Source organism: Streptomyces sp. NPDC101110 (assembly GCF_044759525.1).
Lineage (GTDB): Bacteria > Actinomycetota > Actinomycetes > Streptomycetales > Streptomycetaceae > Streptomyces.
The window spans coordinates 383813-404221 of record NZ_JBIVZM010000006.1; the positions used below are offsets into that span (position 1 = coordinate 383813).

Here is a 20409-nt window from a genome sequence, read left to right on the forward strand (position 1 = left end):
CCGGCACCCGACGCCGCACCCGCCGAGCACCGCCCTAGCCGGCCGCCGCGGCAGCACATCGGAGACCCGCCTTGCGCCACATCACCACCCACGACGCGCCGGCCACCGGCCTGCGCGGCATCGCAGACACCAGCTGGCACACCCGCGCAACGTGCCACGGCATGGACGTCGAAGACGCCGACGCCGTGTTCTTCCCCGGGCCCCGGGACCACGAGGAGATCGCAGAGGCGAAGGAGCTGTGCGGCTGGTGCCCCGTACGCCGCGAGTGCCTGGACTTCGCCCTGGAGAACGTCCTCAAGGAGGGCGTCTGGGGCGGCCTCACCGAAGCCGAGCGGCGCCCACTGCACGACGGACTGCACCAGCGCCTGGACTACCGGCGCGTGACCGCCTTCTTCCAGGGACGCGACGTGCACCTGACCGAGGCCGAGCGCCAGGTCGCCATCGACCACGCCTACGTCCGGGGCTGGCAGCCCGACCGGCTCGCCGCCGCCCTGCAGATCAGCCACAAGCACGCCCGAGACCTGCTCCGGCAAGCCGCCAACAAGGTCCTCGACCGCGACCGTAACTACGGCGTACCCAGCCCCAAGAAGAAGCGGAAGAAGACCTCCAAGGCCAAGGGCGCCTCCGCGCCCGCAGCTCCCGGCAGGCAGCAGCCGGCAGGCCGCCCGGCAGCGTCGCCCCCGACGCACGTCCCTCTCGGAAAGGCAGCATGACCCACCCCGTCCTCGCCTTCGGTGCTACTTCGGACCTCCCTCTCCTCCTCGCCGCCGTCGTGCCCGCCACCCTCGCGCTCGTGCTGACCGCCTGGACCATCCGGCGCCGGGGATCTCGCTCGCAGAAGCGTCTCGGCGGCCCGGCGGTCAAGGTCGCCGCCGTCGCCGCCCTCGGCTGCACCGCCTACAGCGCCGACACCTCGTGGCGGTTCGCCGCCGACTACCTCGACATGGCCGGCGCCGCCGAGCGCGCCGGCATGTTCGCCGCCGCCGAACTCGCCCTGTTCGCCACCGCGCTGATGGCACGGCAGAACCTCGCCGTCCAGGGCGCCCCCGGCCTGCCGGGCACGCTAGTCTGGGTGATCACCACGGTGCAGGTGATCCCCGCCTACGCAGAGAGCGGCCCCATCGGCGGCACGGTCCGCGCCTTCGTCGGACCAGTCATGGCGGCGATGCTGTGGCACCTGGCCATGGGCATCGAACTGCGCCTGCGCACACCCGGCGCCGCCTCAAAAGGACTGATCGCCGTCCTGGGCCGGGAGGCACGCGAGCGTCTCCTCTCCCGCCTCGGCATCGCCGCGCGAGACCGCGACGCCGCACAGATCACCCGGGACCGGGCCACCGCCCGTGCGGTCACCCTCGCCGCCCGCCTCGCCGAGCGCACACCCGAGCAGCAGCGGAACCATCGAGGCCGGTGGCTGACCCGACGCCTGTCGAAGGCGGTCGGCAGGGCTTCGGTCGGCACCGACCCCCTCCAGCGAGCACAGTTGCTCGACCAGCTCGCCGCCCGGCGACACGCGCTCGCGCTCGCCACGGTCCCGCTCCCTTCTCCCTGGTCCCCGGCGCACAGCAGCGCATCGGCGGCCACGGTCCCCGCACAGTCGACATCGAATGTGCCGGTCCCCGTCCCCGGCCCCGACGGTTCCGACGAGCCGGTCCCGGACCGAGGACCGAGGACTCCTTGGGGACCGGTCCCCGAGGAGGCGGACCCTGAAGCCAAGGTCGGCGCGGGGACCAAGGGCGACGAAACGGGAACGACCGCGGGGACCAAGTCCCCTGAAGACGGCGCGGTCCCGGGGACCGGTCCCGCCGATCCAGAAGCCGCAGCGCGGGACACAGCGGCCACGAGGACCGACCGCAACGCGCGAGAGGTAGCAGCTCAGGACCCAGATTCTCATCGGGGACCGAGCCTCGCGAAGTCGGGGACCGAGAGCGCCGAGGACCGAGGACCGACCGCCACCGAGTCCGGGACCGAGACCACCCAGGACCGAGGACACAAGGTCCCACTCCGCCGGAAGCCGGCCAGGAAGTCCAGGACGAAGAACAAGGACAACCGTGCCCGGTCCCGCTCTCCGCAGACGGAGCGCCCGGCACGCGAGCTGGGCGAGTCCGAGCGCCAGCTTGTCCACGAAGTGCGCCCGCATGTTCCCGCCTTGCTCGAACGGGACGGCAACGGAGCGATCACCCGGGTGCAGCTGCGCGAAATCATCCGCCGCCAGGGCCTGACGGGTGTCGGTAACGACCGACTCGGCCTCGTCCTCCAGGAGCTGCGGAACGAGGACATCACGACGACGAGGAGCACCGCCCGATGAAGACCTGCCACCAGTTCAACACCGTCCGCGCGGAGTACGAGCGAGAGATCGGGTTCATGCTCGCTCACTCCGAGCGGCACGCAGGCAGGCCAGCGGCGAAGTCCAGCGCGAAGCAAGCTGCCTCGGCGAAACAGCGGATGGCCCGCGCGCTCAATAGCCACGTCGGGCGCTGCCCCGAGTGCGGCTGAACCGGCAAAACCCCAGTTCAAAGCCCGTGCCCGCAAAGGTGGCCCGGCTCCGTGCCGGGCCACCGCCCCGCTTAGGAGGTACGCCGTGATTCCGCGTCCACCTCGTTCTTCCGAGCCCACCACCGCCGAGGCCGATGCCTGGGCGGACGTCCTGGTCCGCCGGCAACTCCTACACGCCGTCGTCCTCACGCCGACCGGGCAGTGGCTCGTCCAGGACCGCCCCGACGGACCGGTCCTCGTCCTTGCCAGCCCAGCCGATGTCCTCGCGCTGGCCGCAACCATCCAGCAGCGCACCCGCTCCACGAGGCCCGAATCCCGATGACGAACGCACGCAAGAACGGCACCACCCCGGAACCTGATCCCGACTCCAACTCGGTCGCGCGGCGAGCAAGTTGGGGCGGAAGCGTAGCTTCCGCCGAACCCACCCCCGAGGGGGCGGGAGAGGACCTGCACTGGGGGGCGCAGGTCCTTGAGGCTTCGACCGGGGGCGGATCGAAGCCAAGGCAGGAGGAGAAGCAGGCTGAACCGCGTGTACGCCGACAGCGCGCTCCTCGCGCCCGCCAGCGTCCGCGCCAGTCGCCCGAGAAGAAGCGCCTACACCAGCCCAACGCACGTTTCAATGATGATGAGTTCGCCCTGATCAAGTCCGCCGCCGCCCAGTGCAATCTGTCCGTCGCCGGGTTCCTCGCCCGCTCCGCGCTCGCCGCCGCCCGCGACCTCAACCGCACCAGCGCCGAGATCGCCGACGAACGCGAAGTCATCACAGCCCTGTTCGACAGCCGACGCCGGCTCGGCTGGGCCGGCAGCAATCTCAACCAGGCAGTCAAGGCGCTCAACTCCGGTACAGACGTTCCTCAGCTCGAAGCGGCCGTCGCCGCCGTACGGCGTGCCGCCGACACCGCCCACGAAGCCGCCACACGGCTGATCGAGCACCACGGCTCATGATCCCCAGCGTCAACCCGTCCGGGTCGGACACCAGAGGTCTCCTCTACTACCTCTACGAGACCGGCAAGTACGAGGATCACACCGACCCCCATCTCGTCGCCTCCTTCGACGGCATGTCCCCCGACCCCGGCCGCGACCCGAGCGCCACCCTCACAGACCTCCAGCAGCTCCTGGACCAGCCCGTGATGGCCCTCGCCAAGCACGCCCGCCCGGCCAAGCACGTGTGGCACACCTCCGTACGCGCCGACCCCGGCGACCGGATCCTGTCCGACGAGGAGTGGGCCGACATCGCCCGCCGCATCGTCGCCGCCACCGGCATCGACCCCGGCGACGGACAGCCCGGCTGCCGCTGGGCAGCCGTACGCCACGCCGATGACCACATCCACATCGTCGCCACCCTCGTCACCGAGGACGGCCACCGCCCCGACGACTTCCGCTCCGGCGCCCGCGCCCAGGCAGAAGCCCGGCTCATCGAGAAGAAACTCGGCCTCCACCAGGTCGCACCCGGCGACGGCACCGCAGCCCAATGGCCCACCAGCGCCGAACGCCACAAAGCCGAGCGGCAGGGTCGCGAGCGCACCGCCCGCGAGGAACTGCGCGAAACCGTACGACGGGCGGTGGCTGGCGCGAGGAGCGACGAGGAGTTCTTCGACCGGCTCGCCGCTGCCGGCCTCCTGATCCGCAAGCGCGCCGCTCCCTCTGGCGACCTCCTCGGATACAAGGTCGCCCTGCCCGATGACCTGAACAAGGACGGCGAGCCGGTGTTCTACCCGGGCGCGCGCCTAGCCCCCGACCTGTCGCTGCCCCGCATCCGCGAGCGCTGGGCCGGTGACGCGCAGGACGTTCCGGCTGCCCGGCGGGAGGGTGCGATCCGTACGGGCCCGGGTAGTCCGGCCGCCGCACGCCGCGGGACGGCCTCGGCCGTGTGGCAGGCCGTGCTTGTCGTCGAGCACGGCGAGGACGCGGTCGCCGCTGCCCACATCGCAGCAGCTGGCGAGGTCCTGGATGCGCTCGCGAAGACCTCCGCCGCCCACACTCGCCGCGAACTGCGCGACGCTGCAACGGACTTCGAACGGGCCTCGCGCTCTCACGTCCGCGCCGTGCGCGGGCACGATCGAGCCCTGCGGCAGGCCGCCCGCGACCTCGTCCAAGGCGGCCCGGCCCTCGGCCGCGGCGAGGACGGAGCCACCACGGCCATGGCCATCGACATGCTGTTCTTCCTCATCACCGCCGCCGCGCACTGGCATGCCAGGAAGGGGCACGCCCAGCAGGCCGAGGCCGCTACCCGGGCAGGCGCGCACCTGCGCACCGCCTACCAGGCAGCCGCCGCCCAGCCCCTAGGCGTGCTCTACCAGCGCGGCCGACGCCTGAGCCGACCGATGCTCCAGCGACAGACCGTGCTGCTGCGCGAGGCGCTGCCGGAGCTGGCCGAGCAGATCCTCGCCGAACCCGGCTGGTACGCCCTGGCGGCGACCATCGCGGAAGCCGAAGCCGCCGGCCACGACGCGGCCGTCCTTCTGTCCGACGTTGCCGGCCGCCGCGAACTCGGCACCGCGGACTCCGTCAGCGACGTACTCGTGTGGCGGATGCGGCGGACCGCCGATCTGCCCGCCGACGCCTCCCACCTGCCCGAGACCAGCACCGCAGGGCGCCGGTCCGCAACGCGCGGGACGACCACCAGGCGCTCCGCGCCCGGCAAGCAGCGCAGCGGAGAGGACACATCACGTAAGGCCCGGTAAGGCCACTGGGTGCCGGCACGCGGCCTCAGCGCATCACCGAGAGAAGGGGCAGCGCCACCGGTCCGCCCGCAATCCACAGCATGGTCGTACGCCACATCGAACCTCGGTGGCGACCAGATCCGATGCGGATGCCGTCGGCATCCGTGCACCCGCAGGACGGACGGGCATGGTGCAGGTGAGGCGAATCGAGCCAGTAGGCGTCGCAAAGTTGAGCGCTCGAGGGAAACGACGACGCGTGATCGGGCACACCGTTGCACCGCCGCCGCTCCGTAGCAAGACACGCATCGTGGCCAACTCGTCATATGGGCAGCCGAGAAGCCCGAGTACCCCTGCCGACCTGGCCGGAGGTGACTGTGGACTTTGTGAATTGAAACCGCCGGAGGCGTGGGGCACGATCATGAAGCGCGCAAGACGAGGTGACGAGGTAGAGGAGGACACCAGGGTGTTTCACCGGATACGCCGCCGGGCCAAGGAGCCGAGCGAAGCTCAGAGGCAGTTCGCCGAGCTACATGCACGGCTGCAGGGCCAGGTCCCGCCCGGCTTCGGAGTGCCGGCACCTGAGCCGGAGCCCGCCGAGCCGCTCGCCGTCGTAGACGACTTCCTCCCGCCGGAACTGCGCGTGCCGAGCCACAACCAGGTCGACGGCAAGATGATGCCGTGGAAGCAGCCCCTCGTTGTCGCAGGCGAGATGGCCGCCTGCACCGAGTGCGGCGCATACCGGGACTGGCTCATCCTCTCCACCCGTGGCGAGATCTGGCTGCGCTGCCGGGCAGGCCACCAGCAGCAGGAGACCCGCATCGACACCGCCTGGTACAACCGGCACTCCGGACCGGCGGACGCGACGCACGCCACGTTCGAGGACTGCCTGCGCCACCTCGGGCACTGACCACCACTCCTACGACCCCACCGGGCCCGCAGGCCCGCACTGACCACCCGTCGCCTAGCACCAAGGGGTCAGTTCCGTCATGCGCGTTCGCGTCGCTACCACCGCACTCGGCATCACCGCCGCCCTCCTCGCCCTGCCCTCCTGCGCCACCGACACCACCGGGGCCAAGCACCGGACCCCCTCCTCCCGTACGGGAAAGCCAGCCGACGCCGTCCAGAAGCCGACCGCGCTCTCCTCGGCCGCACTCGAGTCCCGCCTGCTCGACCCGCGCGACCTCGGCAGCGGCTACCTTCCCAAGCCGGAGCGTCCGGCCCAGCACCGCGACGTCACCGTCATCGGCTGCCCGGTCCTGAGCGAGCTGGGCGGCGACGCGGCAACTGGCGGCACGCTCGCCTTCCCGCACAAGGCGAAGGTGGACTTCACCTACGGCGGCAGCTCCTCGGAGATCTCCGAGCAGCTGTACAGCGACAGCGTGAAGAAGCTCTCCGACGGCATCGACCGGATCTTCGACGCCATGACGGGCTGCCCGACCTATCAGGTCGTCGCGGGCGGCACCCCGGTCGACGTGACCTCGCAGAAGCTGCCCGCACCCCACGTCGGCGGTGACGAGCAGTGGAGCCAGCTCCTGACGTTCATCGGCGGGGGACGGAGCACCATGGTCAAGCAGACCGCGATCCGCGACGGCAACCTGCTGCTGGTCGTCTCCGGCTCCCCGGCCCTCGTCGACCGCCACCTCGACAAGGCCCTCGACAAGGCCACGGCAACGAGCTGACCTGCCCGCCTGTACCCCGCGCTGCTGCCTCCGACCGGCCATGGGGATGCTGTTGGCAAAGTCGGGGCCTGCGTGACGTCGGTCTCCAAGGCCCGGTTGTGGTCTCGGAGACCAATGTTGTGCGTCCTGCCAGGGATGGGGAGATCCCCGCGGAGACGCAGCGAGTGGCTCGGGCGGCGTTCCCGAGGGGGAGTCTGGCGATCCGGCTGCGAGACGAGCTGGGGTGCTGGTCACCAGCGGGCTGGGCTCTCCGGGGAACCCGCGACAGTTGAAAACGAGAGCCCGCCAGTACCGGAGGCCGGGATGCACGCCGGACCCTGACGACGGCTATGTGATGCAGGCCACAGAGTGGCTTTCGGGGCTCGTTGTCGGATCGGGCCCGCGCCACCTCTGAGAGGAGAAGGATTCCCCACCGACGTAAGGAGGCGCCCATGGCCGCCGAGGACCTGACGCCCAGCTACTACATGGTCGAGGACGACGACTCCATCGACACCGACATCGCGGAGCGGATCGCCCATTTCAACGGGTATCCGGACGGCGCAGGGGCGGTCATGGCCTTGTTCCCGGTCGACTGGACCGGGGCCGAAGGCGAGCTCGTGACCCTTCGCGAGAACGGGACCGTCGCCCTCGACTTGGACGGTACGTTCGAACTGCCTGAGCCGTTCGACCGCGGCACTCCTCGCACGATGATCACCACCACCACCGGCATGGCGGTGCTCAAGCCCAACCACCCGGACAACCAGACGATCGAGTCCGGGTTCCGGGCGGTGGGCGTCCCGGTGCCCGATGTGGTCCGGGCCATGAACGCCCGCGAGGCCGCGCGCACCGGGGATCGGGCCGCGCTCCGCGCCTTCGTCTCGGAAGGGCTGGGACGGTGGAGCGGATGGAGTGAGCCGGTCTCCACCGCTTTGCTCGGCAACTGGGCGGATTCGCTCTACAACGAAGGCCAGCTCTCCCCCGGCGCGGTGGACCAGTTCCTGGCCGAGGCCAGGGTCATCAACGGGCAGCTCAAGCCGATCTGGCTCCGCCAGGCCAACCGGGAGCGCGTGCGACTGCTCGACGCCCCGCTCGGCGACGGGATGACTCTGTACGACGTGCTCTCCGGGCAACCCGGGGCCGACACCAGCTTCGAGGGCTTCGACGACCCTCGCCTCATCGAGATCCTGGACGCTCTCTCCGAGGAAGATCAGGCGGTGACCATCGCACGCAGCCGCCCCGGGGTCAACAGCTGGCCCGAAGCCGCTCGGGTCGCCGGCGTCCCACAGCCGGAGGTCGTCGGCGAGCAGGTCCGCCGGAAGGTAAAGCGGCTTGCCAACCAGCTCACCGGCCGCTCCCGGGAGACCGGGGACGGTACGGGGGACGGCCGGTGAGCGCCCCCACTCCCGCTCCGTCGCGCTCGGCCGGGCATCGGGAGGTGGTGCTGCGGATCATCCTTCCGGACCTCCCGGCCTGCACCACGATGCTCGGCACGGCCCTGGTTCACAGCGCCGTTCCGCAGCGTCCCCGCTCGTGGTTCTAGCGCTCGGCGCGATGGCGTACGACGCCGGGTTCTGGGTCGTGCGCCTCCGCGACGGCTGAAGACCGGCCTCCCCGACGACCTGGTCGAGGCTGGCGCCCCCGGCAAGGGCGCCGGGGCTGGGGTGCATTGCCGCATCCTGCATCGTTCCGTCACAGGGCGGCAAACCATCCCGGGCATCGGAGAGCGAACGGCCACTTCGCCCGAGAAGCAAGAAAGTCCGGCACCCCCAACTGGGAGGGGGCCGGACTGGGACGGTGGAGAGATACGAGCGGGACGTTAGATGGCCGGCGCGCGCAGGAGGCGCTCCTGGGTGGCCTCGGGCAGCACCCGGCGCAGGACCGGTGCGGTCGAGCTGAGGGAGGCGGCGAAGGAGGCGACGAGGTCGTGCGGGACGCTGGCGGCGAAGGAGGCCGCCCACAGGCAGGGTGCGCCGAGCGCGGGCTCGGCCCACGCCTGCCATCCGGCCGGTCCCGTCTCGTCGGCCTCGGCCGCCAGGGCGTGCGGGTCGGCGTCCTGGATGAGGGGCGGGACCTCGCCGAGGCTGATGTGCGAGGTGAACGTCGGGTCCGTCGCTGCCGCCTGGGGCTGGTCGATGTCGCGGAACCATCCGTGGGCGGCGACGGCGTCGAGGACCAGCTCGGCTCCGGCGAGGGGCACGGTGGGCTGGTCGCTTGCGTCGAGCGCGACGAGGAAGTCGGCCACCGCCTCGCCGGGGACCTCGCGGGTGAAGTAGGCCGACCACTGGGCGAGCGGGTTGCTCGCCTCGGCGCGGGCGGAGATCTGCCAGGCGATCGGCAGCTCTCCCAGGTGGAACGGCTCGTCCGCCAGGCCCCACTGGGCCCATCGCAGGGCGTCTGGGCTGATGTGCAGGACGGTGCTGCGCAGGACCTGGCGGTCCTCCGGTGCCTCGTCCGGCTCGTGCCGTCCGCGGACGATCGTCAGGCTCGTCCAGCCCAGGCCGGCCAGCGTGTCGGCGACGACGTCGTAGAGGCGCCCATCGTCACCGGCCAGGTGCCGGGGGCCGACCCAGAACGCGGGCTGGCCGCCGGGCGGGGTGGACGAGTCGGGCGGGAAGTCGGGGTACAGGGGCGCCTCCAAGGGCTCGTTGCGGGTCTAGTTGCCGCCGGCGCGGCGACGGGGGCGGCGCGGGGGTGCCTGGACGGCGCCCTGCCACGTCAGCTCAACGGCGATCTCCGGTGGCAGGTGCCCGAGCTGTGCGTCCTCGTCACGCCCTTCGGCGAGGTAGACGACGGTCCGGCCAGTCTCATCGACCGACTGCAGGACCTGCGCCAAGCGGTGGGCCATCGGGAAGAACGGGTTCATGGCCTGGCGGACCGGAGCATTCGGGTCGCAGCCGGACAGCAAGTCGATGAGATCGCCGACGGTCATTTCCGGGGACGTCACGAACAGCCTCCTGCGGTGCGGGGAAACGGGTGGTGGAGCGGGCCGCCGTACGGACGGCCAGCTCGCTCACAGGGCGGGCATCACCTGTCGGTGTCCGCGCTGTCAGAGGCGGCGTGAGGTCTCCAGCACGCGCGCTACGGCGGCGGCGACGATGTCCGCCGGCGTTTCGGTATCGAACGACAGGTGGTAGCCGCGGACCTGGGCGGTGCCGGTGACGGCGATCTTCCATCCCTCGCCGTCGGTGCCGGGGCGTCCGAGCGGGAACCAGCCGAGGTAGAACCGGCCGTCCTTCGAGCTGACGTGCACGTCCGCGCGGTCATCGACGATCATGTGGAAGTCCTCGGCCGAGAACTGGTCCATGACCAGCGTCGGCTGGCCGGGGCCGAGCTGCCACTCCCGCAGTCGCAGGGCTTCGACGGTGGTGGAGAAACCGGGGCCCGCAGAGGCTACGGTCACGGGCAATCACCTCTCTGACCTGGGGTTTCTTGCAAGGTCGTCTACGTTGGCATGCCCTCACACTCGTTGGCCAGTCTTTCCGCGATCTTTCCTGTCTGCCCCCGGCGAACTGTGTCTCGTCTCACCGTGTGGGATCTCAGCTCCCGTGTCGAAATCTCACGGCCGATGTCGGATCCGACATCCCGCTGAGATTTGCAGGTGTCCTGTCGCACTGAAGCTGTCGGATTCTCACTCGTTCTCCTTCGTGGTGTCGGATTCTCGCTGCGACACCTGCTGAACGGCGGCATCCGGACGCGCCGTGTCTACGCTTGGCCTCGTGGACAACGGCGTACCGATCTGGGTCTGGCACTACTTCTCCTTGGACCACGCCCGCGCCGCGAGCTCTCTCTCCCGGAAGTGCGGCGAACTGGAAGCCCTGGCACCAAGCTCCGGTGAGGAAGACACCGCGCCCATCGGTACCAGGTCGGACCACCGCTCCTACGCGACATCTTCCGTGCTCGCGTCCGGTGCCTTCATCGAGGCATGCATCAACGAGTTCATCCTCACGGCCTCAAGAGACGACCTCGCGCACGTCGAAGGCGCCGAAGCCCGGACAGGACTGCAGGTGGACGAACGGCAGCGGATCACGGCCGCTGGCGGGGAACTCTCGAAGGAGTCCAGAACGCTTGAGCGATACCAGAAGGTGTTGCAGTTGCTCGAGCGGGAGCCGTTCGACCGTGGCGCCCGTCCCTTCAGCGAAGCAGCTCTGCTCATGAGGCTGCGCAACGAGCTGGTTCACTACAAACCTCAGTGGCGCCCCGAGCACAGCGACGAGCGACGAAGTACTGACCAGCTCAACTTGGTGGTTGGGCTCATGGAGCGGAAGTTCACGCCGAACCCCTTCTACGCCGACTCCATGAACCCCTACTTCCCGGAAAAGTGCCTCGGCCACGGCTGCACGAGCTGGGCATGGGACAGCGCCCTGAAGTTCGCCGACTGCTTCTTCAGCCGTGCAGGAACCACCTGGATGTATGAGAACGCCCGAGACACTCTGCAGCCCTGAGTGCCCGATTCTCAACGTCAGCGATCAGCAGATCTGGTACGTCGTCTCCGGTGACGGAGACATGTAGCGGAGCTTGGACGGCCATGAGCAGACCGTCGTGCTCGAACCGGGCGTCTGCCTGACCATCCCTCTTGGCACATTCCAGCTCCGGGCCGGGCGTGAGTGTGCTCCCGTCGGGGTGCCCTCGGAGCACCCTGCTGTCGAGGACGGTCGGGCCCGGGGGTGAGTATGGCAGCGGCGGTTAGCTTCCGTTGGCGCGGCGGCGGAGTTGAGGACCGGTCTTGGGAATCCGTGGCAGTGATGTCGCTCCGGTCGGCCGCCCTATGGCGGGCTGGCCGGTCCGCGGAGCCGAGTTGATCGCGCGGGCCTGGGACGAGCTGGTGCCGCCCGCGTCGAAGGTGCTCAACGTGCTGATCGCCGGGCTACGCCGCAAACTCGGAGAAGCTGACGAAGGTCCGGGCCGCGGCCCAGGCCAGCGTGACGACGCTCGAATGGGCGCTCGGCTTGTTCAGGCCGATGATCTCGGCGCTCTTGCCGCGCTGCTTGTACTTGGTCTCGATCGCGTCGAGGGCGGCGACGGAGGAGGCGTCCCATATGTGGGCAGCGCTCAAGCCTGGTCGGCCGATGGGTCGTCAGGTGGTGAGCGTGCTGATGAGGTGCTCGATCCGGGCCAGGGGGTCGCGGCCCGCAGGCCAGGTGATCATCAACAGGTGGTGGGTGGTGCCGGTCAGGGCGAGGGCCAGGGCGGCGCAGTCGCGGGTGGCGGGCACCCATCCGAGGCGCTGCTCGGCCTGGAGGTAGGCCGTGAGCGAGCCCTCGAAGGCCCCGAACCCGGGTGCCCCCTGCTCCCAGGCGGCGTGGATGCGCGCCGTGGCTCCGGGCCGGGTGAGGGCCAGGGCGCTCAGCGCGGGGCCCGGGGAGCCGAGCAGGGAGGGCAGCCACCGCGGTCAGGTTCGCGCTGACTCGCCTCTGACCGAACACAGTGTCGACCAGTACGCTTAGGACATGGCCTTGCGTCCCAAGGGTGATCACCCCGCAGCGGATAGTTCCGCTGTTGCGACCCATGGGCAGCGACAGTCCAGCTCTCTGATCAAGCACACCAGCTCGGCCAAGAAGGGGCAGGATCTGGCACTGCTGGCCACCTACCTGCGGCGGACCCAGCCCGATCTCGCCCCGCTACGAGAGCTTCTGAGGGGCAGCTTCCGGAACCAGACAGCCATCAAGCGCATCCTGGAAGACACTGACGTTTTTGTGCGCTTGGGCACCTTTCGGAATGAACATAGCCGCTCTGTGGTGGCTCTCCGCCGAGCGTTGGCAGACCTCCACAACCAGTACGCCGGCATCGCCGCTCGCACGAGCTATCCCCCGCTACAGCGAGAGCGTCTCCAAAGGTCCATTGCCCTCCGCAGCAGGAGGCTTGGCAAGCCGCTGATCGAGCAGATCAAGGCCCCGATGACCGCAGAGCAGGCGCAAGCGATCAGCGAGCGCCTTAGCGCGGAGGACGGCCCCCGTCGAAAGCTGCCGCCTCTGCCGTGAGCGATTTCACCTGGAGAGCCCCGGGCAAGCATGATCGCAGGCTGCTGCAGGCATTTACCTGCGCTGACGGCAAGCCGCCCAGCGGTCGTCTCCTCTTTTGGGAAGAAGAGGTCCAGAAGTACTTCCGCCACCAAGCCCTGGCCGACACGAACTCTTGGGCCCGCCTCGATCAGCGTTTCCAGATTGCTGAAGACGCGTCGGGGATCGCTGCGGCATACACGCATGCACGGCCGGAAAGCCCTCATCCTGATCTGCAGATTTCCGCTGGTCAGGCATGCCGTTATCTGTTGATGCTCGGAGTTGCGCTGCGGCACCGCTTCCAGGGGGGCAAGGCCGCCGACGAGGCGCTCCTTCACGCGCTCCACGACATCCTCAAGCGTGAGCCTGACAGCCACTCCGTTGCCGTCCTGGCTCGCGTTGACCGGCGCAACATCCCAAGCCAGAAGATGCTGCTCCGCTGGGACTTCGAGGAAGTGATCCCGGGGACGGTTTCAGAACGCCTCGGCTGGTGGTTGCTGATCGTGGACCGCTGACACCCGCGAACTGGCAGCAACAGGACTGTTGCGCTACTAACCCACTCCGTCCCCATGGTTGAACAGGCGCGACTCACCGCAGCCCAAGACAGTTGGCTTCTGCGCTTGTGGCGGAAGAAAGAAGGCGTTGCGGTCACGGTCGAGGTGCACCCGGTAGAACGTCATGGACCCGACGGGGACGTCCTCGACCGGGCGGGGCGGGGCGGGGCGTCGCGTACCCGCTGGGGCCGACCAGTTCGTGCCCCGCGGCGCGGGCGCGTCGGCGGTGCAGGACGGCCACGTTCCAGCGCTTCAGCGTGTCGGCCTGCGGTGTGTCCCAGAGTTCGTCGTCGTAGGAGAGCGCAGGTGCAGCTCGGAGGGATCGCCGGGGAGCGAAGAGGGGTCGATCACCGCGGCAGCGTAACGAGGTCCGCGCGCGTTCGTGGACGACAGAGCCCCCGGATTCCAGGCTGTGGAATCCGGGGGCTCTGAGTCGTGGAGGGGGAGTGCGGGTCAGATCTCGGGGGAGTCATCGGTGGGGCTGTCCGTGCGGCTGCGGCGTGCCAGGAGGAGAGCGCCTCCGCCTGCTGCGATCAGCACGGCCGCGCCACCGATCAGCCACGGTGTCGCGTCGGCTCCGGTGTGGGCGAGGGAGCCCGTCGGCGTTTTCTGCGTGGAATCCTTGACCGAGGTCGCGGCGACGGGTGAGGAGGCGGGCTCCGGTGTGTCGCTGCCCGAGGCGAAGGGCGTGGCACCTGCGGTACCGCTGTTCGGCTTACTGGAGGGGTCAGGCTTCGGGTCGGTGGCCGTCTTGGCGTTGGTGACGGTCACCGTCACCGGGGCGCCGGGACCTGCGGTAAACGTCTTCGTCGGCTTGTAGAGGTCGTAGCCGGCAGGAGCCTTGATCTCCTTGACCCAGAACTGCGTCCTGCGGCTCGACACGGGCAGTTCTCCGGAGGCTGCGCCCTTGGTGCCGGTAGTGAGGGTGAGCAGCGTGGAGGTGCCGGTGCCAATGTTCACGGTCGCGCCGGGCAGGAGCTTTCCGGTCTCGTCGTCCTTGGCCTGCAGGAGGACCTTGGCGGCCTTGAACGGGTCGGTGATCGTCAGCCGTGTGGTCGCACCCGGCGTGACGATGACGTCCTGATCGCTGACAACCTCGTGGAGCCGGCTGCCGGAAGCCGTCTGCTTGAGCCGGTAGACGCCCGGCGCGAGGTCGGGGAAGGTCAGCCTCCCCTGGGCGTCGCTCTGTCCGCGCGCGGCTTCCTGGCCGACGGAGTCGAGCAGCAGGAACGCGGCGCCGGGCAAGGCGTCTCCGGCCGTGTCCTTCGTAGCGATCTCGACGCTGCCCGCGTCCGAAGCCGGTGTCGCGGCGGTAGCGGCGGAGGCCGAGGAGGTCGGTTCGGAGGGCTCGGCACTCGCGGCCGGCGCCCAGCTCAGGGTGCCAGCCGCGACGGCGACGGCAGCAGCGAATCGGACGAGACATGCGTGCACGGGGAAGAGGACTCCTTGATCGGTCGGGGGAGGTCAGCGGGTCCGGCCGACGACTGGGGTAGCCGGCTGGGTGGGAGTGCTGCGCGGGGTACGGCCAGCCGCGCGCCTGGGCCTGGACGCGGCCCAGGCGCCGGGGAACCAGACGGCGGTGTACTGCTCGATGGCGTCGCGCAGCCCGGTGGTGACGGCCCCGTCCCACGGCGGGCGGCCGGGGCGGTGATAGGTGTCGAAGGTGCCGTACTGCTTGGTATTCGGCCGGGTATTGGTGGCTTCATCGCGGCGGTGGAAGGTCCCGTGGTCCACGAAGCTGAGCGCCACCGCGTCGATCTCGCCGCGTTCCGGGTGAACGACGGCGACACGCAGCCCTCCGTAGGTGTCCGCGTGGATGGTGCGGGTGAAGTCGATCCGCATCCGCAGCGGTGCATCGGGGATCGGGACAGCGAAGTAGGTGTTGCCAACAACGGTGTGGTCGTGGAAGGGAAGGCACAGCTCGGCGAAGAACTCGGCGGCTTGCAGGGACAAGAGAGGCTCCGGTCGAGGTCTGGCTGGTCCTACAGGCGCGAGCCGGGCAGGGCCGGTCGGCTGGTGGTGCTCCAGCGCGGGACGCTGGCCACGGGCAGCGCAGCCGGACGGCGGGAGGAGACGGCCCGCTGCACGTCGAGCGGAGTGGGAGCCGGCGGGCCCGGCGGGAGGATCGGGGTGAGCTGGGCCATCCCCTTGATGTAGCTGGAGGTCGCCTCGCGCCACCGGGGCAGGGGAGCCGGATCGGCGATGCACTCGGTGACGGCGGTGAGCAGGGCGACCGGGGTGTCGGTGCTGGCCGTGGCGTACCAGACGGGCCGGTCGACGGACTTGCCCGCCCACAGCTGCCAGCGCGCGTCGCGCGTGGTCAGTTCGGTCTCCGGATCGAGGTCGCCGGTGGTGAACTCCATGCCGGCGAGCCCGTCCGGGGCCTGGACCGCGAAGACGCCCCAGCGCGGTCGGTCGATCTCCCAGCCCTGCTTCAGAAGCGGCACGACCGCGAGGAAAGGATCGCGCTCGTCGATGCCGGAGATCGGCCGGGCCAGGTAAGCATCCGGCCCCTGCTCGTACGCCGTGGCCAGGATGGTGGTGAATGCCTGGACAAACTCGGTGGGAACGCGGTCGTTAAAGCAGACGCCCCACGCCGGCGGTCCGAAGGAGCCCTTGTAGGCGTTGATGCGCCAGAGCCCGTCGTCCTCGCCTTCGGGCAAGTAGCCCAGGCGCACGCGCCGGTCGGGAGCGCTCACGTACACGTTGGAGTCCTCGTCGTACCGCAGGTCCCAGCCGAGGTCGAGCAGCGGGGCGAGGGCGGGGTCGCCGGTTCCGGTGGTGGAGGCGAGGTGGCGCGGGGAGACGTAGACGTCGCCGTCGATCTCGTGGTGCGAATCGGGCTGTGGGTTCATCGGTCTGCCCTCGTGGTGACGGTGATCTCTTCGGCGGCGGTGTCGAGGCGTTCGGTGACCTCGGCGGTGGTGCGGCCGGTGACGATGTAGAACCCGGCCCGGGCGGTGAACAGGTCGCCGTCGGGCGGCAGGACGAGCTCTTCGCCGATCTCGCGGATCCACTGCACCTGGCGCAGCCAGGGGGTGTGAGCGGCGAAGGGCTGGTTGATGTGCCGGGCGGTCAGGGTGCCGGAGGTATCCGGGTAGAGCATGCGGATGCCCGCGGCCCCGCTGCGGGTCGGGCTGAGGTCCGGCGCTCGGCCGCAGGCGAGGTCGGCGGCGGCCCGGGGCAGGTCGATGCCGGTGGCCAGACGGACAAGGTGGCCGATCATGTCGCCGCCGATCCTGGCATTGACCTCGATCAACCGCGGCCGACCGTCCACCAGGCGCAGCTCGACGTGCTGCACACCGTCGGTGATCCCCAGGGCCTTGACCGCAGCAGCGGCGGCCGGGGCGACCTGGGCCAGGAGCGGGTCGGCGGCATCGACGGTGTGCCCGGCCTCGTAGAAGTACGGCGCGGGGCCCAGGTGCTTGCGGGTCACGGCGACCGCCGTGGTCGCACCGCGGTGGGTGACGCATTCGACCGAGAATTCCGGCCCGTCGAGGTATTCCTCGACCAGGACGCCGGTGTCCTCGCGACTGCGGCTCGCACCGGCCGAGGCGAACGCGAACGCGGCGGGCAGTTCTTCGGGCCGGTCGATGCGGATCACGCCGATGCTGCCCGCGAAGGCCGCGGGCTTGATGACCGCCGGCAGGCCGAGGGTCATCGTCGCCAGGCCGGCCTCCAGTAGAGTCCGCGCCCTCATCGAGGCGGCCGAGGGAACGCCATGGCGGGCGAACAGGGTGCGGGCGGTTGCCTTGTTGCGGCAGGCCCGCATCACCTCGACGGACGTCGAGGACAGACCGAGCGCGCGGGCGAGACGGGCGGTGGGGACGAGGTGCCACTCGTCCCAGGTGACCACGCCGGCAAGGTCATGGTGCTCGGCCAGCGCCCGGCCGCCGGCGAGCAGCGCTGCGGGGTCGCTCAGATCGACCACGGTGTGGTCGACGATGAACGGCTTCTCCCACGACGGCTCGGTGCCGGTGAGCAGGACGACGTCGTACGCGGCGGCCACCTGCTCCAGGCAGTAACCGCGGTAGGTCTCGTCGCCGGGAGAAACGACGAGCACGAGAGGACGAGCGGACAAGAAGGGGTTCTCCGAATCGGTGGACGCGGGACGAGGGAAGAGAGGGGTGTCTCAGGCGGCACGGCGGCGGCGCAGCTCGAACGCCGCAGCCCAGTGAGGGTGTTCGCTGATCAGGCGGCGGGCGTAGAGTGCGGTGTAGTTGTTGTTCAGCCCGGCGACCCCATGAGGGAGCTGGCGGCGCAGGTCCTCGAACAGGTCCTTCAAGCTGACCCGGGTTGCGCCGGCGACCAGTCGGCGAGCGGCCATGCGCTCCAGGGCCCGGTAGACGTGCGGGTTGTGGGCGTCGAAGGCGTGGAACTGCTCGGTGATGGAGCGACCAGTCGCGCGGTGCGATCCAAGGGCTGCAATGGACATGAAGTTCTCCACAGGCTGGGGGCGCAGCAGGGTCAGGTGCGCAGGGCGGGATCGGTTCGCAGGCGGGCGAAGGCGCAGAACAGACCGAGGGCCTGCAGCGCGGCACAGACGGTGATGGCGTGGCCCAGCGCGTCGGGCGGAGTGAGCGCGGTGAGCACGCCGGCGACGGGGAAGGGCAGCAGGAGGATGAGGATGGTCGCCGACAGGGTGCTGCCGAACTTCTCCGGAGGGATCAGGCGGGAGCGCAGGGTGCGCAGGACGACCGTCATGCCGCCTTCGCCCGCCATGAGGACCGCGACCAGGACCAGGTAGGACCGGTAGTCGGGAGCCTGGGCAGCGGCGAGACAGCCGAGCGAGGCGAGGGCGGCGCAGGCGGCGCCGACCGGCCACAGGCCGAGGCGGTCGAGCGCGAACCGGCAGAGCGTGACGCTGAGGAGGGTCGCTGCGGCAGCGGCGGACCAGACGATGCCGACTGCGGTGGTGGACTGCCCGAAGTGCTTGACGACGATCACGGGACCGGCCGCTTGAAGAAGGCCGGTGGCCAGGTTAGACAGGGTCAGCCCGGTCACGAGCCAGCCGAGCGCGGGAAGCGAGCGGATGGTGCGCCACCCGGTGAGCAGTCCGTCCCCGGACCTCCCCTTCGGCGCACGGGCCGGTGCCACGGGCGAGTGCGGAGTGCGCCGGGCAAGCAGCGCGGCAAGCAAGGAGAGCATGGTGATCACCGCGAGCATCAACGGCGGACCGGCAAGCAGGAGCACCCCGGCGAGCGCCGGACCGGCCATGGTCGCCGTCTGGTCGATGCCGAGCAGGACGGCCTGGACACGGTGGGCCCGCCGTCCTGCTCGGCGGCCGGCGGCAGCGCCCGCGGTCTCGGCCGCGATATAGCTGAACTCGGTGAGCACGCCGGTCGTCGCCGCCAGCACCATCACGGTCGCGCTCGCCACAGTGGCGGATGGGTGGAGGTGGAGCAGGACCGCGCCGGCGGCGAGGGCCAGTGCCCGGCCCAGGGAGGCCAGGTGGAAGACCACCGCAGCACCGCGCCGGTCGACAACCGATCCGGCCCACCCGAACGCAGCCAGCCGCGGGATCCACTCTAGGGCGAAGGCTGCGCCCGTCAGCGCGGAGGAGCGCGTCGTGGCCAGGACGAGCAGCGGGATGCCGTAGGTGGACATCGCGAACGCCAACGCGTCCGTCGTGCGCGGTAGGTAGATGCTGCGCATCAGCCCGTCGGTGTGGCGTGCGTGCCGGGGTGTGACCGCTTCGCTCACGCGATCGGCTCAGGCTCGGACACCCTGGCCACCTGGAGGTTGTCGGCCAGCCACTGGATCAGGAGCGTGCGGAGACGGGCCAGACCCGCCTCCGCCCGGTCGGCGCGCTCGGTGATGAGCGATGGTGCCAACAGGGCAAGGACGTGCCGAATGCGGCTGCTGAACTCGCAGACGGGGGCCGGGACGGCGTGACGCCGGGCCCAGCGGGCCATCGCGTCGTACAGGCCGGCCAACTCCATCCCAGCCTCGGTCAGTTCCAGACCGGTGCCGGGCGCGATCCGGATGAGACCGTGGGCGCGGGCCGTGTCGGATGCGCTGCGTAGTTGGTGCGTGGAGAGGTCGGGCAGGGTGCCGGCCAGCCGTCGCGGCGGTATGGCGCCGTTGTCGTCGACCTCGGTGACCAGGCGGACCAAGGGCCGCGAGGCGAGCAGTTCGACAGCGCGCTGCGCTTCGGCAGAGGTAAAGGGGGTGCTCATCGGCGCGGGCCTCCCGCCGGGACGGCTGCCTTCGGGCGGGCGGTCGCAGCGTGTGAGAAGAGATCCCCGTTGTGCCAGGCCGGAGGGGACTGGGGTGTCCGAGCGGGTGGGAGCGCCGTGGGGGCCGGCCGAGACTGGCTGCTGATCCACGACCTCGGCGCGGGTTTCGCCTGCGGGTGCCCCCAGACCGGGTGCTGGGCCGCCTGGTCGAGGGGCTGCCCGGCGGCCCACGCGGACAGGGTGCCGAGCACGGGGCCCAGGCCATCGCCGGCCGCGGACAGCCGGTAGGGCTGGCCCATGCCGTCGGTGTCAACCAGGCCGTCGGCGACGAGCTGCCGCAGGGGCGGATAGATGTTGGTCCAGTCGCTGCTGGGCATCACGATTCGGGCCAGAGCCCGGCCGCTGACTTCCTCACGGGACTTCAGCACCCACAGGATGGCGGTGGCGTGACGCCGGGTGAGCAGGGTGAGGCTGTCCTCGATGTGCTCGATCGCGGCCAGCGGGCGGTCCGCCTTCTCCAGGTGTTCCTCGGCCCAGGTGACGATCATCGGCAGGATCGACAGCAGGGCGGCTCCGCGTTCGGTGTGGCCGTAGGTCACGTGCCGTGCGGTGTGTTCGGTGCGTTCGACGAGTCCGGCGTCGCACAGCGACTTGAGCTTGGGGTGGAGCTGGCCGTTCTGCAGCCAGGACACCTTGGCCGCCAGCTCGCTGTAGCGCAGCGGCGGGCCGGAGAGAGCCAGCATGATCCGGACGTTCCAGCGCGGGGTGATCATGGCCAGGGCCTCGGTGACCCGGGCGATGTCGGCGTCAGTGTCAGGGGGCAGAGCGGTGATGGCCAAGGGAGGAACTCCAGGGTGCATGAAAAG

General features: G+C 70.3%; 24 protein-coding genes and 1 pseudogene. 12 read left to right on the forward strand and 13 right to left on the reverse strand.

Annotated elements, in window-relative coordinates; genetic code table 11:
* Positions 1-71: 71 nt before the first annotated feature.
* From ACIQU3_RS16950 to ACIQU3_RS16990, 9 genes are all read left to right on the forward strand, one after another.
* A complete protein-coding gene (locus ACIQU3_RS16950; RefSeq protein WP_403925831.1) occupies positions 72-713 on the forward strand; it encodes a WhiB family transcriptional regulator in 642 nt (213 codons plus the stop codon).
* A complete protein-coding gene (locus tag ACIQU3_RS16955) occupies positions 710-2305 on the forward strand; it encodes a hypothetical protein (RefSeq protein WP_403925834.1) in 1596 nt (531 codons plus the stop codon). Before ACIQU3_RS16950 ends, ACIQU3_RS16955 begins: the two co-directional genes overlap by 4 nt.
* Positions 2302-2493, forward strand: a complete 192-nt coding sequence (locus ACIQU3_RS16960; protein WP_030422103.1) for a hypothetical protein — start codon at positions 2302-2304, stop codon at positions 2491-2493. Before ACIQU3_RS16955 ends, ACIQU3_RS16960 begins: the two co-directional genes overlap by 4 nt.
* An 85-nt stretch (positions 2494-2578) precedes the next feature.
* Entirely contained in the window at positions 2579-2815 is a 237-nt protein-coding gene (locus ACIQU3_RS16965) for a hypothetical protein (RefSeq protein WP_403925836.1), read from the forward strand.
* Positions 2812-3438, forward strand: a complete 627-nt coding sequence (locus ACIQU3_RS16970; protein WP_403925839.1) for a plasmid mobilization protein — start codon at positions 2812-2814, stop codon at positions 3436-3438. The genes ACIQU3_RS16965 and ACIQU3_RS16970 overlap by 4 nt, the downstream gene beginning before the upstream one ends.
* Positions 3435-5177: a relaxase/mobilization nuclease domain-containing protein gene (locus tag ACIQU3_RS16975; protein ID WP_403925842.1), complete on the forward strand. Its 1743-nt coding sequence runs from the start codon at positions 3435-3437 to the stop codon at positions 5175-5177. The genes ACIQU3_RS16970 and ACIQU3_RS16975 overlap by 4 nt, the downstream gene beginning before the upstream one ends.
* Before the next feature lie 442 nt (positions 5178-5619).
* The gene (locus tag ACIQU3_RS16980) at positions 5620-6063 is read left to right on the forward strand and encodes a hypothetical protein (RefSeq protein WP_403926157.1); all 444 of its coding nucleotides are present in this window, start codon (positions 5620-5622) and stop codon (positions 6061-6063) included.
* Positions 6064-6142: 79 nt separating this feature from the next.
* Positions 6143-6835, forward strand: coding sequence for a hypothetical protein (locus tag ACIQU3_RS16985; protein WP_403925844.1), 693 nt, complete (start codon positions 6143-6145; stop codon positions 6833-6835).
* Between the two features lie 431 nt (positions 6836-7266).
* On the forward strand, positions 7267-8205 hold the full coding sequence (locus ACIQU3_RS16990; RefSeq protein ID WP_403925846.1) for a hypothetical protein: 939 nt from the start codon (positions 7267-7269) through the stop codon (positions 8203-8205).
* Positions 8206-8630: 425 nt separating this feature from the next.
* Here ACIQU3_RS16990 and ACIQU3_RS16995 read toward each other — a convergent pair whose 3' ends face one another.
* The 3 genes from ACIQU3_RS16995 to ACIQU3_RS17005 all read right to left on the reverse strand — a co-directional run bounded on the left by ACIQU3_RS16995 (position 8631) and on the right by ACIQU3_RS17005 (position 10214).
* Positions 8631-9452, reverse strand: a complete 822-nt coding sequence (locus ACIQU3_RS16995) for a DUF317 domain-containing protein (protein WP_403925849.1) — start codon at positions 9450-9452, stop codon at positions 8631-8633.
* Positions 9453-9467: 15 nt separating this feature from the next.
* Positions 9468-9758, reverse strand: a complete 291-nt coding sequence (locus ACIQU3_RS17000) for a hypothetical protein (RefSeq protein ID WP_403925851.1) — start codon at positions 9756-9758, stop codon at positions 9468-9470.
* Between the two features lie 102 nt (positions 9759-9860).
* On the reverse strand, positions 9861-10214 hold the full coding sequence (locus ACIQU3_RS17005) for a DUF317 domain-containing protein (protein WP_398018226.1): 354 nt from the start codon (positions 10212-10214) through the stop codon (positions 9861-9863).
* Positions 10215-10530: 316 nt separating this feature from the next.
* Between ACIQU3_RS17005 and ACIQU3_RS17010 the strand changes: the two genes are divergently transcribed.
* Complete coding sequence (locus ACIQU3_RS17010) at positions 10531-11256, forward strand: hypothetical protein (protein ID WP_403925854.1); 726 nt, start codon at positions 10531-10533, stop codon at positions 11254-11256.
* Positions 11257-11678: 422 nt separating this feature from the next.
* Here the strand turns inward: ACIQU3_RS17010 and ACIQU3_RS17015 are convergent.
* A pseudogene (locus ACIQU3_RS17015) lies at positions 11679-11867 on the reverse strand (hypothetical protein); the annotation flags it as partial.
* Positions 11868-11888: 21 nt separating this feature from the next.
* Positions 11889-12026, reverse strand: coding sequence for a hypothetical protein (locus ACIQU3_RS17020; protein ID WP_403925857.1), 138 nt, complete (start codon positions 12024-12026; stop codon positions 11889-11891).
* A 235-nt stretch (positions 12027-12261) separates the two neighbouring features.
* Here ACIQU3_RS17020 and ACIQU3_RS17025 point away from each other — a divergent pair, with 235 nt between their 5' ends.
* Together ACIQU3_RS17025 and ACIQU3_RS17030 are read left to right on the forward strand one after the other, a co-directional pair.
* Positions 12262-12792 carry a hypothetical protein gene (locus ACIQU3_RS17025; protein WP_403925859.1) on the forward strand — a complete coding sequence of 177 codons (531 nt, stop codon included), beginning with the start codon at positions 12262-12264 and terminating at the stop codon, positions 12790-12792.
* Positions 12789-13325: a hypothetical protein gene (locus tag ACIQU3_RS17030; protein ID WP_403925862.1), complete on the forward strand. Its 537-nt coding sequence runs from the start codon at positions 12789-12791 to the stop codon at positions 13323-13325. The genes ACIQU3_RS17025 and ACIQU3_RS17030 overlap by 4 nt, the downstream gene beginning before the upstream one ends.
* 492 nt (positions 13326-13817) lie before the next feature.
* Here the strand turns inward: ACIQU3_RS17030 and ACIQU3_RS17035 are convergent, their stop codons facing one another.
* The 8 genes from ACIQU3_RS17035 to ACIQU3_RS17070 are packed head-to-tail and all read right to left on the reverse strand — an operon-like array spanning position 13818 to position 20382.
* The gene (locus ACIQU3_RS17035) at positions 13818-14795 is read right to left on the reverse strand and encodes a collagen binding domain-containing protein (RefSeq protein WP_403925865.1); all 978 of its coding nucleotides are present in this window, start codon (positions 14793-14795) and stop codon (positions 13818-13820) included.
* Positions 14796-14828: 33 nt separating this feature from the next.
* Positions 14829-15317, reverse strand: coding sequence for a hypothetical protein (locus ACIQU3_RS17040; protein ID WP_381056127.1), 489 nt, complete (start codon positions 15315-15317; stop codon positions 14829-14831).
* Between the two features lie 29 nt (positions 15318-15346).
* The gene (locus tag ACIQU3_RS17045; RefSeq protein ID WP_403925868.1) at positions 15347-16219 is read right to left on the reverse strand and encodes a DUF317 domain-containing protein; all 873 of its coding nucleotides are present in this window, start codon (positions 16217-16219) and stop codon (positions 15347-15349) included.
* A complete protein-coding gene (locus ACIQU3_RS17050; RefSeq protein WP_403925871.1) occupies positions 16216-17445 on the reverse strand; it encodes an ATP-grasp domain-containing protein in 1230 nt (409 codons plus the stop codon). Before ACIQU3_RS17050 ends, ACIQU3_RS17045 begins: the two co-directional genes overlap by 4 nt.
* Positions 17446-17496: 51 nt before the next feature.
* Entirely contained in the window at positions 17497-17799 is a 303-nt protein-coding gene (locus ACIQU3_RS17055) for a hypothetical protein (protein WP_403925874.1), read from the reverse strand.
* Between the two features lie 32 nt (positions 17800-17831).
* Positions 17832-19067 (reverse strand): MFS transporter, encoded by a 1236-nt coding sequence (locus ACIQU3_RS17060; RefSeq protein ID WP_403925876.1) that lies wholly within the window; start codon positions 19065-19067, stop codon positions 17832-17834.
* Positions 19064-19543, reverse strand: a complete 480-nt coding sequence (locus ACIQU3_RS17065) for a regulator (protein WP_403925879.1) — start codon at positions 19541-19543, stop codon at positions 19064-19066. The genes ACIQU3_RS17060 and ACIQU3_RS17065 overlap by 4 nt, the downstream gene beginning before the upstream one ends.
* On the reverse strand, positions 19540-20382 hold the full coding sequence (locus ACIQU3_RS17070) for a winged helix-turn-helix transcriptional regulator (protein ID WP_403925881.1): 843 nt from the start codon (positions 20380-20382) through the stop codon (positions 19540-19542). The genes ACIQU3_RS17065 and ACIQU3_RS17070 overlap by 4 nt, the downstream gene beginning before the upstream one ends.
* Positions 20383-20409: the final 27 nt, after the last annotated feature.

Coding starts and splice junctions, on each gene's coding strand:
- ACIQU3_RS16955 (WP_403925834.1), top strand. CDS start 710: ATGACCCACCCCGTCCTCGCCTTCGGTGCTACTTCGGACCTCCCTCTC.
- ACIQU3_RS16960 (WP_030422103.1), top strand. CDS start 2,302: ATGAAGACCTGCCACCAGTTCAACACCGTCCGCGCGGAGTACGAGCGA.
- ACIQU3_RS16970 (WP_403925839.1), top strand. CDS start 2,812: ATGACGAACGCACGCAAGAACGGCACCACCCCGGAACCTGATCCCGAC.
- ACIQU3_RS16975 (WP_403925842.1), top strand. CDS start 3,435: ATGATCCCCAGCGTCAACCCGTCCGGGTCGGACACCAGAGGTCTCCTC.
- ACIQU3_RS16985 (WP_403925844.1), top strand. CDS start 6,143: ATGCGCGTTCGCGTCGCTACCACCGCACTCGGCATCACCGCCGCCCTC.
- ACIQU3_RS16990 (WP_403925846.1), top strand. CDS start 7,267: ATGGCCGCCGAGGACCTGACGCCCAGCTACTACATGGTCGAGGACGAC.
- ACIQU3_RS17025 (WP_403925859.1), top strand. CDS start 12,262: ATGGCCTTGCGTCCCAAGGGTGATCACCCCGCAGCGGATAGTTCCGCT.
- ACIQU3_RS17045 (WP_403925868.1), bottom strand. CDS start 16,219: ATGAACCCACAGCCCGATTCGCACCACGAGATCGACGGCGACGTCTAC.
- ACIQU3_RS17055 (WP_403925874.1), bottom strand. CDS start 17,799: ATGTCCATTGCAGCCCTTGGATCGCACCGCGCGACTGGTCGCTCCATC.
- ACIQU3_RS17065 (WP_403925879.1), bottom strand. CDS start 19,543: ATGAGCACCCCCTTTACCTCTGCCGAAGCGCAGCGCGCTGTCGAACTG.